This is a genomic window from Streptomyces sp. NPDC059861 (assembly GCF_042731435.1).
In the GTDB taxonomy this organism is placed as follows: domain Bacteria; phylum Actinomycetota; class Actinomycetes; order Streptomycetales; family Streptomycetaceae; genus Streptomyces.
On record NZ_JBHWJQ010000011.1, the window covers coordinates 68,246 to 82,093 of the forward strand.

At 72.0% G+C, this 13,848-nt stretch carries 12 protein-coding genes and 1 pseudogene; 9 read left to right on the top strand and 4 right to left on the bottom strand.

Features of this window, described 5'->3' with window-relative positions:
- The first annotated feature begins 111 nt into the window (after positions 1-111).
- The 5 genes from fasR (at position 112) to ACFV6X_RS12565 (ending at position 5,070) form a co-directional block, all read left to right on the top strand.
- Positions 112-1,317 (top strand): fatty acid biosynthesis transcriptional regulator FasR, encoded by a 1,206-nt coding sequence (gene fasR / locus ACFV6X_RS12545; RefSeq protein ID WP_385381585.1) that lies wholly within the window; start codon positions 112-114, stop codon positions 1,315-1,317.
- An 89-nt stretch (positions 1,318-1,406) separates the two neighbouring features.
- Entirely contained in the window at positions 1,407-2,318 is a 912-nt protein-coding gene (locus ACFV6X_RS12550) for an ACP S-malonyltransferase (RefSeq protein WP_385381587.1), read from the top strand.
- Positions 2,319-2,352: 34 nt separating this feature from the next.
- Positions 2,353-3,384 carry a ketoacyl-ACP synthase III gene (locus tag ACFV6X_RS12555; RefSeq protein WP_385381590.1) on the top strand — a complete coding sequence of 344 codons (1,032 nt, stop codon included), beginning with the start codon at positions 2,353-2,355 and terminating at the stop codon, positions 3,382-3,384.
- An 82-nt stretch (positions 3,385-3,466) separates the two neighbouring features.
- The gene (locus ACFV6X_RS12560) at positions 3,467-3,715 is read left to right on the top strand and encodes an acyl carrier protein (protein ID WP_141312265.1); all 249 of its coding nucleotides are present in this window, start codon (positions 3,467-3,469) and stop codon (positions 3,713-3,715) included.
- Between the two features lie 83 nt (positions 3,716-3,798).
- Entirely contained in the window at positions 3,799-5,070 is a 1,272-nt protein-coding gene (locus ACFV6X_RS12565; protein WP_385381593.1) for a beta-ketoacyl-[acyl-carrier-protein] synthase family protein, read from the top strand.
- A gap of 141 nt (positions 5,071-5,211) precedes the next feature.
- On the opposite strand, the gene ACFV6X_RS12570 is transcribed toward ACFV6X_RS12565, so the two are convergent.
- A complete protein-coding gene (locus ACFV6X_RS12570) occupies positions 5,212-5,706 on the bottom strand; it encodes a DUF3145 domain-containing protein (RefSeq protein ID WP_385381595.1) in 495 nt (164 codons plus the stop codon).
- A gap of 247 nt (positions 5,707-5,953) precedes the next feature.
- On the opposite strand from ACFV6X_RS12570, the gene ACFV6X_RS12575 reads away from it, so the two are divergent.
- Together ACFV6X_RS12575 and ACFV6X_RS12580 are read left to right on the top strand one after the other, a co-directional pair.
- Positions 5,954-6,844, top strand: coding sequence for an SGNH/GDSL hydrolase family protein (locus ACFV6X_RS12575; protein WP_385381830.1), 891 nt, complete (start codon positions 5,954-5,956; stop codon positions 6,842-6,844).
- A 10-nt stretch (positions 6,845-6,854) separates the two neighbouring features.
- The gene (locus ACFV6X_RS12580; RefSeq protein ID WP_385381597.1) at positions 6,855-7,823 is read left to right on the top strand and encodes an aldose epimerase family protein; all 969 of its coding nucleotides are present in this window, start codon (positions 6,855-6,857) and stop codon (positions 7,821-7,823) included.
- 78 nt (positions 7,824-7,901) lie between these two features.
- On the opposite strand, the gene ACFV6X_RS12585 is transcribed toward ACFV6X_RS12580, so the two are convergent.
- Positions 7,902-10,355, bottom strand: coding sequence for a glycoside hydrolase family 3 protein (locus ACFV6X_RS12585; protein ID WP_385381833.1), 2,454 nt, complete (start codon positions 10,353-10,355; stop codon positions 7,902-7,904).
- Between the two features lie 122 nt (positions 10,356-10,477).
- On the opposite strand from ACFV6X_RS12585, the gene ACFV6X_RS12590 reads away from it, so the two are divergent.
- Both ACFV6X_RS12590 and ACFV6X_RS12595 read left to right on the top strand, forming a co-directional pair.
- Positions 10,478-11,053 (top strand): TetR/AcrR family transcriptional regulator, encoded by a 576-nt coding sequence (locus ACFV6X_RS12590; RefSeq protein WP_385381600.1) that lies wholly within the window; start codon positions 10,478-10,480, stop codon positions 11,051-11,053.
- Positions 11,054-11,170: 117 nt separating this feature from the next.
- The gene (locus ACFV6X_RS12595) at positions 11,171-12,448 is read left to right on the top strand and encodes a pyroglutamyl peptidase (protein WP_385381603.1); all 1,278 of its coding nucleotides are present in this window, start codon (positions 11,171-11,173) and stop codon (positions 12,446-12,448) included.
- Here the strand turns inward: ACFV6X_RS12595 and ACFV6X_RS12600 are convergent.
- Positions 12,420-13,033: pseudogene (locus ACFV6X_RS12600) on the bottom strand (LysE family transporter). The gene ACFV6X_RS12595 and the pseudogene ACFV6X_RS12600 sit on opposite strands and share 29 nt — an antisense overlap.
- On the bottom strand, positions 13,030-13,824 hold the full coding sequence (locus ACFV6X_RS12605; RefSeq protein WP_385381606.1) for an EI24 domain-containing protein: 795 nt from the start codon (positions 13,822-13,824) through the stop codon (positions 13,030-13,032). The pseudogene ACFV6X_RS12600 and the gene ACFV6X_RS12605 overlap by 4 nt, the downstream one beginning before the upstream one ends.
- Between the last annotated feature and the right edge of the window lie 24 nt (positions 13,825-13,848).

Here is a 13,848-nt window from a genome sequence, read left to right on the forward strand (position 1 = left end):
GGGCCGGGCACCCCCTCGCACGGCGCGGCCGCGGACCCCGAGGCCGGCGGCCGCGCACCTCATCCCCACCCGGCGGCACGTGGCCGCGTCCGGATAAGGCAGTCTTGTCCCGTGCCCGAACCCGAAACCAGCAACGCCAGGACCACCACCCACGGCGTGCATCCGCACTCCGCGACCCTGAAGCGGCTGGAGAAGTCCTCCGGCAGTCTCGCCGCCCAGGCCATCGCGCGGATGGACGAGACGCTGCCGTGGTACCGGGCCATGCCCCCGGAGAACCGCTCCTGGATCGGGTTGGTCGCGCAGGCCGGTATCGCGGCGTTCACCGAGTGGTTCCGGCGCCCGGACGCCCCCCAGGCGATCTCCACGGATGTGTTCGGAACCGCCCCGCGCGAGCTGACCAGGGCGATCACGTTGCGGCAGACCGTGGAGATGGTGCGCACCACTATCGAGGTCATGGAGAGCGCGATCGACGAGGTCGCCGCCCCCGGCGACGAGCGGATCCTGCGGGAGGCGCTGCTGGTCTACGCCCGGGAGATCGCCTTCGCCACCGCCCAGGTGTACGCGCAGGCCGCCGAGGCACGCGGTGCCTGGGACGCGCGGCTGGAGTCGCTGGTCGTGAACGCCGTGCTGAGCGGCGAGGCGGACGAGGGCGCGGTGTCGCGGGCGGCGGCGCTGGGCTGGAACTCGCCGGAGCATGTGTGCGTGGTGCTGGGCACGGCACCCGACGGTGACTCCGAGCTGACCGTGGAGGCCATCCGGCGCGCGGCCCGGCATGCCAAGCTCCAGGTGCTGACCGGGGTGCTGGGCGACCGGCTCGTCGTCATCGCGGGCGGCAGCGACAATCCGCTCGCCGTCGCCAAGTCGCTGATCGGGCCCTTCGCCGCGGGTCCGGTGGTCGCCGGGCCGATCGTGCCCGACCTGCTGGCCGCGACCCGGTCCGCCCAGGCCGCCGCCGCGGGGCTGAAGGCGTGTTCGGCCTGGCAGGACGCGCCCCGGCCGGTGCTGGCGGACGACCTGCTGCCGGAGCGCGCGATCGCCTCGGACCCGAGCGCGCGTGAGCAGTTGGTGGAGGAGATCTACAGACCGCTGGAGGAGGCCGGCTCCGCGCTCCTGGAGACGCTCAGCGTCTATCTCGAACAGGCGAGCAGTCTCGAAGGCGCCGCCCGGATGCTCTTCGTGCATCCCAACACCGTGCGCTACCGGCTTCGACGTGTGACTGACGTCACCGGTTGGTCGCCATCCGATGTACGTTCCGCGTTCACGTTGCGGATCGCGCTGATCCTGGGGCGTCTGGCCGATGGGGATCTCCAGCTCTAGTCTTTTGTCGGGGGCCCACAAAACCCCCTGCCGTTCTTCGTCCTTGTCCCCACGGGCGGCCGTGCCCGTAACCAAGAGAGAGTGTGAGAGTGCTCGTACTCGTCGCTCCCGGCCAGGGCGCTCAGACGCCCGGCTTCCTGACCCCCTGGCTCGAACTGCCCGGTGCCGCAGACCTGGTCGCCTCCTGGTCGGACGCCATCGGACTGGACCTCGCCCACTTCGGCACGCAGGCCGACGCGGACGAGATCCGCGACACGGCCGTGGCGCAGCCGCTGCTCGTCGCCGCCGGGATCCTCTCGGCCGCGGCACTCGGTGACATCTCGCCGGGCGCGGTGGCGGGCCACAGCGTCGGTGAGATCACCGCCGCCGCCTTCGCCGGTGTGCTCGACGACACCGCCGCGCTGACCCTGGTGCGCAAGCGGGGCCTGGCCATGGCCGAGGCCGCCGCGGTCACCAAGACCGGGATGTCGGCACTGCTCGGCGGCGACCCCGAGATCACCGTGCCGCACCTGGAGAAGCTGGGCCTGACCCCGGCGAACGTCAACGGCGCCGGGCAGATCGTGGCCGCCGGCACGCTGGAGCAGCTCGCCGCGCTGAACGAGGACAAGCCGGAGGGTGTGCGCAAGGTCGTCCCGCTGAAGGTGGCCGGCGCGTTCCACACCGAGCACATGGCACCGGCGGTCGACAAGCTGGCCGCCGCGGCGCGGGAGCTGACGCCCTCCGACCCCAAGCTCACCTATGTGTCGAACAGCGACGGCCGCACGGTCGCGACCGGCGCCGGGATCCTCGAGCGGCTGGTCGGCCAGGTCGCCAACCCGGTCCGCTGGGACCTGTGCATGCAGACCTTCCAGGAGCTGGGCGTCACCGCGCTGCTGGAGGTGTGCCCCGGCGGCACCCTGACCGGCCTCGCCAAGCGCGCCCTGCCCGGCGTGAAGACGCTGGCCCTGAAGACCCCCGACGACATCGACGCGGCCCGCGAGCTCATCGCCGAGCACGTCTGACGCCCTGCTGACGCCTTAAGGAGCCGACTGCAACATGGCGAAGATCAAGCCCAGCAAGGGTGCCCCGTACGCGCGGATCCTCGGCGTGGGCGGCTACCGGCCCACCCGGGTCGTACCCAACGAGGTGATCCTCGAGACGATCGACTCCTCCGACGAGTGGATCCGTTCGCGCTCCGGCATCGAGACCCGGCACTGGGCGAACGACGAGGAGACGGTCGCCGCGATGTCGATCGAGGCGTCCGGCAAGGCGATCGCCGACGCCGGGATCTCCGCCGAGCAGGTCGGCGCGGTGATCGTCTCGACCGTCACGCACTTCAAGCAGACCCCGGCCGTCGCCACCGAGATCGCCGACAAGCTGGGCACGGCCAAGGCCGCGGCCTTCGACATCTCGGCCGGCTGCGCGGGCTTCGGCTACGGCCTGACCCTCGCCAAGGGCATGATCGTCGAGGGCAGCGCCGAGTACGTGCTGGTCATCGGCGTCGAGCGGCTGAGCGACCTGACCGACCTGGAGGACCGCGCGACGGCCTTCCTGTTCGGCGACGGAGCCGGCGCGGTCGTCGTCGGTCCCTCGACGGAGCCCGCGATCGGCCCCACGGTGTGGGGCTCCGAGGGCGACAAGTCCGAGACCATCAAGCAGACCGTGCCGTGGAACGAGTTCCGGGTCGGCGATGTCTCGAAGCTCCCGCTGGACAGCCAGGGAAACATCAAGTTTCCCGCCATCACGCAGGAGGGCCAGGCGGTGTTCCGCTGGGCCGTCTTCGAGATGGCCAAGGTCGCGCAGCAGGCGCTGGACGTGGCCGGGGTCGACCCGGCCGAACTGGACGTCTTCATTCCGCACCAGGCCAACGAGCGGATCATCGACTCGATGGTGAAGACACTCAAGCTGCCGGAGTCCGTCACGGTCGCCCGTGACGTCCGCACCACCGGCAACACCTCGGCCGCCTCGATCCCGCTCGCGATGGAGCGGCTCCTGGCGACCGGCGAGGCGAAGAGCGGCGACACCGCGCTCGTCATCGGATTCGGGGCGGGTCTCGTCTACGCAGCGACGGTCGTTACTCTCCCCTAGGCACTCCGTGAACGGATCTCACCGATCCGGCACGGAAGCAGCACCGCCACACCCTCTGGAACACTACGAAGGAGCGCCTGACATGGCCGCCACTCAGGAAGAGATCGTCGCCGGTCTCGCGGAGATCGTGAACGAGATCGCCGGGATCCCCACCGAGGACGTCCAGCTGGACAAGTCCTTCACCGACGACCTGGACGTCGACTCGCTGTCCATGGTCGAGGTCGTCGTCGCCGCCGAAGAGCGCTTCGACGTGAAGATCCCGGACGACGACGTCAAGAACCTCAAGACCGTGGGCGACGCGACCGAGTACATCCTCAAGCACCAGTCCTGAGGCCCCTTGGGCCGGGTGTCTCCGGCCCCGCCACCCGGCGGTGGCGCCGCTGAATCCTCGTATCCGTTGGAGAAAGAATTCCCGTGAGCCCGACCAATCGCACCGTGGTCGTCACCGGTATCGGCGCAACCACACCGCTGGGTGGCGACGCAGCCTCGACCTGGGAGGGCCTGGTCGCCGGACGTTCCGGCGTCAAGCCCTTGGAGCAGGAGTGGGCCGCCGAGCAGGCGGTCCGCATCGCCGCGCCGGTCGCGGTGGAACCCACCGAGTCCATCCCGCGGCCGCAGGCCCGCCGCCTCGACCGCTCGGCGCAGTTCGCGCTGATCGCCGCGCAGGAGGCGTGGGCCGACGCCGGCTTCACCGCCAAGGCCGGTGAGGATCCCGAGATCGACCCGGACCGGCTCGGCGCGGTCATCGCCTCCGGTATCGGCGGCGTGACGACGCTGCTCGACCAGTACGACGTGCTCAAGGAGAAGGGCGTACGCCGCGTCTCCCCGCACACCGTCCCCATGCTGATGCCGAACGGCCCCTCCGCGAACGTGGGCCTGGCCGTGGGCGCCCGGGCGGGCGTGCACACCCCGGTCTCCGCGTGCGCCTCCGGCGCCGAGGCGATCGGCTACGCCATCGAGATGATCCGCTCCGGCCGCGCCGACGTCGTCGTCGCGGGTGGCACGGAGGCGGCGATCCACCCGCTGCCGATCGCCGCGTTCGGCAACATGATGGCGATGTCCAAGAACAACGACGACCCGCAGGGCGCGTCGCGTCCCTACGACGTCGCCCGCGACGGCTTCGTCCTCGGTGAGGGCGCCGGTGTCGTCGTCCTGGAGTCCGCCGAGCACGCCGCGAAGCGCGGGGCGCGGGTGTACGCCGAGGCGGTCGGTCAGGGCATCTCCGCCGACAGTCACGACATCGTGCAGCCGGAGCCCGGGGGCCGTGGCATCGCGGCCGCCCTGCAGAACCTGCTCGACCGGACCGACCTGGACCCGGCCGAGATCATGCACGTCAACGCGCACGCGACGTCGACGCCGGCCGGTGACATCGCGGAGCTGAAGGCGCTGCGGAAGGTGTTCGGAGACGACGCCGACCACATGGCGGTGTCCGCGACGAAGTCGATGACCGGGCATCTGCTGGGTGGTGCGGGCGGTGTCGAGACGGTCGCGACCGTGCTCGCGCTGTACCACCGGGTGGCTCCGCCGACCATCAACGTCGAGAACCTCGACCCCGAGGCCGAGGCGAACGCCGATGTGGTGCGGGGCGAGGCGCGCAAGCTGGCCGTCGAGGGGCGGATCGCGGCGCTGAACGACTCGTTCGGATTCGGTGGGCACAACGTGGTGCTGGCGTTCCGGACGGTTTGATTCCTGCCTTACGGCGATGGCCCGAACCCCTTGCGGGGTTCGGGCCATCGCCGTTCGTGGTGCGTGATGTGCCGGGTGCGGGTTGTGGGTGGCGGGTCGCGCAGTTCCCCGCGGCCCTTCAGGGCGTCACCTGAGGGCCCCTCAGACCACCTGGTGGAGCCAGCGGACCGGGGCGCCCTCGCCCGCGTGGCGGAAGGGCTCCAGTTCGTCGTCCCAGGGCTTGCCGAGGAGTTTGGCGATGTCGGCCTCCAGGTCCGTCTCGCCCCGCTGGGCGCGGACCAGGGCCGCGCGCAGGCGGTCCTCGGGGATGAGGATGTCGCCGTGCATGCCGGTGACGGCGTGGAAGATGCCCAGGTCGGGGGTGCAGCTGTAGCGCTCGCCCTCGGCGGTGGGGCAGGGCTCGGCGGTCACCTCGAAGCGGAGCAGGTGCCAGCCGCGCAGCGCCGAGGCGAGTTGGGACGCCGTGCCGGGCGCGCCCTGCCAGGAGAACTCCGAGCGCCAGGTGCCGGGCGCGGCGGGCTGCCGGATCCAGTCGAGGTTGACGCGCGTGCCGAGCACCCCGGCGACGGCCCACTCGACGTGCGGGCACAGCGCGCGCGGCGCGGAGTGCACGTACAGGACTCCACGTGTCGTCACCGGGACCTCCGGGCTGAGCGGGCGTGTTGCGGCTGGCAGGGCGGTCGTGGCCGGTCGGCCTCGTTGATGGCGAGGCTACCGTGCGGCGGGGCGAGGAGTGTGACGTACCGTCGGTCCCAGGGCCCGGAAACTCCCGCCATTCACCCATGGGGACGCTTGTACGGGCGTAACCCGTTGCCCAGCGCGCGGGCGGGGACCCTCCCGGTTGTCATGGAGGGGAGAAGGAGAGCGAGGGGGAAGGCGGATGATGCGCAATACCGGACAGCGGTTGCGGACGATGACGGCCGTGCTCACGGCAGCTGTGGTGGGACTGAGCGGCTGCACCGTCGTGGGCGGCGACACGCCGGACGAGGCCGGGCTGGGCCGGCATCGGAAGGCGGCTCCGAAGGTGGTGTGGGACGCCGGTCCCGCCTCGATCGCCGCCGTCGGTGACTCCATCACCCGGGGTTTCAACACGTGCCTGGTGCTGTCGGACTGCCCGGAGGTGTCCTGGGCGACCGGCAGCAGCGCGGAGGTGAACAGTCTCGCCGTACGGCTGCTGGGGAGCGCGCGGGTGGCCACGCACAGCTGGAACTACGCGGAGAGCGGCACCATGATGACGGACCTGCCGGCGCAGATGGAGCGGGCGGCGGCGCGTGGACCGGAGCTCGTGACGGTGATGACGGGGGCGAACGACGCCTGCCGGTCCTCGACATCGGCGATGACGCCGGTCGACGACTTCCGGGCCGACTTCCAGAACGCGCTACGCACACTGCGCAAGGCTCTGCCCAAGACCCAGGTGTATGTGGCGAGCATTCCGAACTTGATGCGGCTGTGGTCCGAGGGCCGTACGAATCCGCTCGGCAAACAGGTGTGGAAGCTGGGCATCTGCCCGTCGATGCTGGGCGACGCGGACGCCCTGGACGCGGCGGCCAACGAGCGGCGGGCGACGGTGCAGCAGCGGGTCGAGGACTACAACGCGGTGCTGGCGGAGGTCTGCGGGGCGGACGACCGGTGCCGCTACGACGGCGGCGCGGTGTACGAGTACCGTTTCGGCACCGCGCAGTTGAGCCACTGGGACTGGTTCCACCCGAGCACCGACGGTCAGGCGCGGCTGGCGGAGATCGCCTACCGGAAGGTCACCGGCAACAAGCCTTAAAGTTCCGCTCATGAGCGAACACTTCGGGACACTTTCCGACGGTACGGCCGTGCATCGCTGGACCCTGGAGCGCGCGGGCGTACGGGTGCGGGTGCTGTCGTACGGCGGGATCGTGCAGTCGGTCCAGGTGCCGGACCGGGACGGGCGGACGGCGGACGTGGTGCTCGGGTTCGCCCGGCTGGACGGCTATCTGGAGCACCCCGGGCCGTACTTGGGCGCCCTGGTCGGGCGCTACGCCAACCGGATCGCGGGCGGCCGCTTCCCGCTCGACGGACTGACGTACGCCCTCGCGCAGAACGACGGGCCGAACTCGCTGCACGGCGGTGAGCGCGGCTTCGACAAGCGGGTGTGGGACGTGACGCCGGTCGAGCACGGCGTACGCCTCAGCCGGGTCAGCCGGCACGGCGAGGAGGGCTTCCCGGGGCGGCTGGAGGTCTCGGCGACCTACCTTCTCGACGCCACCGGCGCGCTGCGGATCGCGTACGAGGCCGTCACCGACGCCCCGACCGTGGTGAACCTGACGAACCACTCCTACTGGAACCTGAGCGGGTCCGGCAACGCGGGCGGGCACGAGCTGCGGATCGCCGCCGGGCGCTACACACCGGTGGACGGCGACGCGATCCCGACGGGGATCGCCCCGGTCGAGGGGACCCGGTTCGACTTCCGGTCGGTCCGCAAGACCGGCTCCGGCTACGACCACAACTTCGTCCTCGACAAGGGCGTGACCGGCACGCCGGTGGAGGTCGCGGAGCTGTCCGACCCGGCGTCCGGGCGGGTGCTGACGGTGGCGACCACCGAGCCGGGGCTTCAGCTCTACACCGCCGAGCACCTGAGCGGGCCGTTCGCGCCCGGGGACGGTGTCGCGCTGGAGACGCAGCACTTCCCGGACTCGCCGAACCGTCCGGAGTTCCCGAGCACCGTGCTGCGGCCGGGTGAGGTGTTCCGCTCGGAGACGGTGTACGGCTTCTCGGCGCGCTGAGCCCGCGGGGGCCCCTGAGCCCCGGCCCGGATGTCAGGTCCCGGACCGGGGCTGCTCTGCGGGACGAATCGTCCAGGATCAGACAGTAGTCGTCAGCGTGATCCTGCGGTCCGCGATCGAGCGGCCCGCCTGGATCTCGTACGAACCCTTCACAAAAGACCACGCGCCCCTCGCCTCGTCCCAGATCTCGAACGCCCGGCGCGGGAGCTCGACGACGGCCTCGGCGCTCTCCCCCGGCCCCGCCTCGACGCCCGCGAAGCCGGCCAGCCAGCGCGCCGGTCGCTCGGCTCCGGCGTCGGCGCCGGGACCGCGGGGGGCGACGTACAGCTGCACGACCTCCCGGCCGGGGCGCTCGCCGGTGTTGCGGACGCGGACCCGCACCGTCGTACCGTCGATCTCCAGGGACTCGTACGTCCATCGGGTGTAGCCGAGGCCGTGGCCGAAGGGGTACGTCGGTGTCCTGCCCGCCTTCTCCCAGGCGCGGTAGCCGATGAAGACGCCCTCCGCGTAAGGGAGTTCACCGTCGACGGGGACGACCTGGGTGACCGGGGCGTCCGCCAGCGGGCCCCAGGTGGTGGGCAGCCGGCCGCCCGGCTCGTGCGCCCCCGTGAGCACGTCGGCCAGGGCGGCGCCGCCCTCCTGGCCGGGGAACCAGGTCAGCAGCACCGCCGCCACCTGGTCGCGCCAGGGCAGTTCCACCGGGGAGCCGACGTTGACCACCACGACCGTGTGCGGGTTGGCGGCCGCGACGGCGCGCACCAGGTCGTCCTGGCGTCCGGGCAGGCGCAGGTCGGCGCGGTCGAAGCCCTCGGACTCGACGCGTTCGGTGGTGGCGACCACGACGACGGCCGTGTCGGCGGCGCGGGCGGCCCGGGCGGCCTCGGCGATCAGCTCGTCGGGGTCGCGCCGGGGCTCCTGGTGGGCGAGGGCGAAGGTGACGGCCTTCATGGGCACGCCCTCGGGGAGGTCGATGACGTGGGTGAGGGAGACCTCGACCGGCTCGCCCGCGGTGAGTTCGGCCCGGGCGCGCGGGACGGGGGCGCCGAAGAAGGCGCCGAAGGGGTCGCCGTCCTTGGCGGGGCGCTGGACGTCGTCGTAGTACGTGGTGCCGTCGACGGTGAGGGTGAACGCGCCCACGCCCTTCAGGCCGAACGTGTGCGTGCCGGTGTCGCGCGGGGTGAAGGTGCCGGTCAGTTCGACGGTGCGCAGGCGGTCGGGGGTGACGCCCTCGGGGAGGTCGGTGCCCATCCAGTGGATCTGGCCGTCCGGGGCGAAGGCCGTGCCGATGATCTCGCCGTCCGCGTCGCGGCAGATCGCGCGCAGGGTGAAGCCCTTCGAGGCGACGGCCAGTTCGGTGTTGGGGTCGGCGCCGACGGCGTAGCGCACCGAGCCCTCGGGGAGGGCGGCGGTGAGGCCGTCGAGCGGGGAGACGACATGGTCGGGGAAGACGGTGGCGGAGCCGCCGCCGAGCACGCGGGCGTCGCGGGCGGCGGCGCCGATGAGGGCGACCGTGCCGGGCCGGAGCGGCAGCGCGCCCTCGTTGCGGACCAGGACGAAGGAGCGGCGGGCGATCTCGCGGGCCAGGGCCGTGCCGTCGACGGGGGCCGGAAGGTCGGCGACCACCGGGTCGGCGCCGTCCAGGACGCCGACCCGGGCGGCGAGGCGCAGGACGTTGCGCACGGCGTCGTCGACCTTCGCCTCCTCGGCCCCGCCGTCCCGCACGGCCCGCGCGAGGGCCTCGCCGTAGACGGTCCGCGGGCCGGGCATGGCGATGTCGAGGCCGCCCCCGATGGCACCTGTGGTGGAGCGGGCGGCGGTCCAGTCGGAGACGTTGATGCCGTCGAAGCCCCACTCGCCGCGCAGGACCTCGTTCACGAGGTGGTGGTGCTCGGTCATCGTGGTGCCGTTGACCGAGTTGTAGGCGGTCATGATGCCCCAGGGGTGGGCGTTCTCGACGATCGCCTCGAAGGGCGCGAGGTAGAGCTCGCGCAGGGCACGTGCGCCGATGACGTTGTCCACCGTGAAGCGGTCGGTCTCGGCGTCGTTGGCGACGAAGTGCTTGACGGTGGTGGCCACGCCGCCGGACTGCACCCCCTGGACGTAGCCGCCGCCGATCCGCCCGGTGAGGTACGGATCCTCGCTGTATGCCTCGAAGTGGCGGCCGCCGAGCGGGGACCGGTGCAGGTTGACCGTGGGGGCGAGCAGGACGTGGACGCCCTTGCGGCGGGCCTCCTGGGCGAGCAGGGCGCCGGCCCGTCGGGCCAGGGCGGGGTCCCAGGTGGCGGCGAGGGCGGTGGGCGAGGGCAGGGCGACGGACGGGTCTCCGGCGGTCCAGTGCACACCGCGTACGCCGATCGGGCCGTCGGACATGACGAGGGAGCCGAGGCCGATCTCGGGGAGGGCGGCCAGGGTCCAGGAGTCCTGGCCGGCCAGGAGGCGCGCCTTGGCGTCGAGGTCCAGCTTGCCCAGGGCGGCCTCGACGGCTGCCTCACGGGCCTGGTCGGCCGGGGTGGTGCGCGGGGATCCCGCCATGGGGTGTGCCTCCTCGTTGAAGTCCGTGCGGTGGCTGACGTCCGTGCAGTGCCTCCATCGTGCATCGGTCACCTGGCGACCGGTAGGTTTTGTTATCTCTCCGTTATCTTAGGGCGGGGTCCATGTCGTACGGTGACGCCATGAGCGGTCGGGTCAGGAGCGAGGAACGGCGGGCCGAGATCGTGCGGGCCGCCCTGGAGGTGATCGCCGAGCGCGGATACCGGGGCGCGAGCCTGGCCGCCGTGGCGGAGCGGGTGGGGCTGACGCAGCAGGGGCTGCTGCACCACTTCCCGACCAAGGACGCGCTGCTCGTCGCCGTGCTGGAGGAGCGGGACCAGTGGGACGCGGTGCCGGACGGCCGGTGGCGGGTCGAGCTGCTGGCGTCGCTGGTCGAGTACAACGCGATGCGGCCCGCCATCATCCAGACCTTCTCCGCGCTGCTCGGCGAGAGCGTCACGGAGGGGCATCCGGCGCGGGCCTACTTCACGGAACGGTACGCACGGGTGCGGGAGAGCATGGCGGACGTGCTGCGTGCCGAGTACGGCGACCGGCTGCCGAACGGGCTCACGCCGGAGCGCACCGCGCCGCTGCTGGTGGCGGTGATGGACGGGCTCCAGTACCAGTGGCTGCTGGACCCGGAGTCGGTGGACATGCCGGGGGCGTTCCGGGACTTCCTGGCGATGCTGGGCGAGAAGTGACGGCGTGACCGCAGCCGCGGGCGCCCGTCGCGTCACACACCATGGCGTGGACCTCTTCCGTCACGGGATACTGCGACCGTTCCCGCACCCCACTGCGACGGAAGGACCCAAGTCCCCTTGAAACCCATACGTGTTGGTATCGGCGTTCTCGGATGTGCGCTCGTGGCGGGGCTCGTGGCCCCCGCCTCCGCGTCGGCGCGGCCGGCGGTCACGGTCGAGGAACAGCGGCTGGAGCGGGCCGCGCCGCAGGAGATCCTGCGGCGGTCCGGATTCGACGCGGTGGCACCGGAGTTCGCCGAGGCGCTGAACGGTGCCCGGTCCTACGGGCAGGCCCGCCGGATCGTCGTACGGGACGGGGCGGCGCTGTGGCGGCGGGCGGTGGAACGGGCGCAGGGGCGGGGGCCGGCCGCGGGGGATCTCAGCCGGGACGACGACCGGCCGCTGTACTGGGCCCGGTTGGGCATGACGCGGGAAGTACGGGGCTGGGAGCCGGCGTTCGGGCTGGGTGAGCGGCAGCGGACGGCGCTGCTGGACGCGCTGGAGCGGACTTCGCGCGGGCAGGACGACATCGCCTACCCGTCGCGCGGCAAGGGCATGAAGCGGATCCTGGTCACCGGGTTCGACCCGTTCACCCTGGACCGGGACGTGCGGATCTCCAATCCGTCCGGCGCCACCGCACTCGCCCTCGACGGCACGGTGATCCGGACCGCGGACGGGCCGGCGCGGGTGGAGACCGCCGTGTTCCCGGTGCGCTGGCGGGATTTCGCCGGGGGCACCTCCCAGGCGTTCGGCTCTGGGGAAGGCGTGGTGGAGCGGACGCTGCGGCCGTACCTGCCGAAGGTCGATCTCTTCACGACGGTGAGTCAGGGCCGGGTCGGGCGCTTCGACATCGAGCGGACCAACGGGGCCTGGCGGGGCGGCTTCGCGGACAACGAGAACATCGGCCGGACGGAGACGATCCCCGTCACCGACCCGGCCTCGCAGCCGCAGTGGACGTCGACGACGCTGCCGTACGCGGCGATCGTGGCGGCCGGCACCGGGCGCTTCCCCGTGTACGACAACACCTCCGTGACCGAGATCCCGGCGGGCGGCACCGAGGCCGTCGTACGGCCGGACGGGCCGACCCCCGGGTCGACGGCACGCGCCGGGGGCGGCGGAGACTACCTCTCCAACGAGATCGCCTACCGCGCGACGCTGCTGCGGGACCGGCTGGGGCTGCACGGCACGCTGCCGGGCGGGCATGTGCACACGCCGGTGCTCCAGTTCGCCGCGGACAACACCACGGAGGTCACCGACCCCGAGTTCGTCCGCAACCGGCTCGACATCATCGCGCAGGTACGGGCGATCGTGACCGCCGCCGTCGACGCTAGTGCGACGGGGCGAACGCGAGGCTGACGCCGAGGCCGGCCAGGGCGGCTCCGATCACCTTGTTGAGGACCTTCTGGCCGCACAGCGTCAGGGTGCGCATCCGGTCCTGCGAGAAGAAGACGGCGACGACGCCGAACCACAGCAGGTGGGCCAGCGACATGAACAGGCCGTAGCCCACCTGCTGGGGGATCGGCGTGCCGGGGCCCACGACCTGGGCGAAGGTCGAGACGACGAAGAGGGTCGTCTTCGGGTTCAGGACGTTGGTGAGGAAGCCGGCGCGCAGGGCCGCGAACGGGGTGAGGCCACCGGCCTGCTCGAGGTCGACCTGGAGCTCGCCCCGGCTGCGGAAGGTGCGCACGCCGATGTGGACGAGGTAGGCGGCGCCGACCAGCTTGATGACCGTGAAGAGGAAGGTGGACGAGGCGATCAGCAGACCGACGCCGAGCATCGTGTAGGTGACGTGCACCAGGACCCCGGCGGCGACGCCCACCGCGCCGAGCAGGCCGGTGCGGCGGCCGTGCAGATAGCTGTTGCGGACGACCATCGCGAAGTCGGCGCCGGGGCGATCACCGCGAGGACGGTGATGACGGCGACGGCGAGCACCTCGGTCACCGGGTGACCTCCCGGTCACCGTCCTTCTTCAGGGCCACCTCGGCGATCTCCTCGCCGCGCAGGTCACGGGCGAGCAGGGTGGCGCCCGCGACCGCGCCCGGCATCAGGAAGACGGCGACGAAGGGGACGAGGAAGGCGAGAGCGAGGGGTGTGCCGAAGCCCCAGATCAGGGTCTTGCGGGAGCGCAGGAGGGCGAGCCGGTCACGGAGTTCGACGCCGCGGCGCTGAAGGGCGACGGAGGTGAGTTCCTCGGTGAGGAAGAAGCCGGTGACGAAGAGGCCGATCACAGGAACGGCGGTCTGGCCGGCCACCGGGACGAAACCGAGGGCGAAGAGCAGCACGCCCCACATGGCGGCGCGGGCCAGGACGCGCAGGCTGTCGCGCGCCGAGATCCACAACTCCCGGTACAGGGGCAGGCCGGAGACGGGCGCGGTGCCGTCCGGGGAGACGTCACGGTCGACCGACTCGGACAGGGCCTCGTAGAAGGGCTGGCCGACCAGGAGCGTGACGGCCGTGAAGGTGATGACGGCCAGCAGCAGGGCGAGGGCGAACAGGACGGCCGTGAGGAAGCCGCGGAACAGGCCGAGCCAGGGGCTCGACCAGTCGTCGGCGAACGGGGTCGACCAGTCGACGAAGTCCTCGCCCCACCACGCCAGCGCCACCAGGGCCGCCGCGTAGAGGACGAGGGTGATAAGGCCGGGAAGCAGCCCGAAGCCGTACTTCTTGCCGTGCCGGGCCACCCATCGCTGGCCCTTCAGGAGATAACCGAAACCCACCCCGAGATCGCGCATGGGGGGAACTTTATCGGGGCGTGC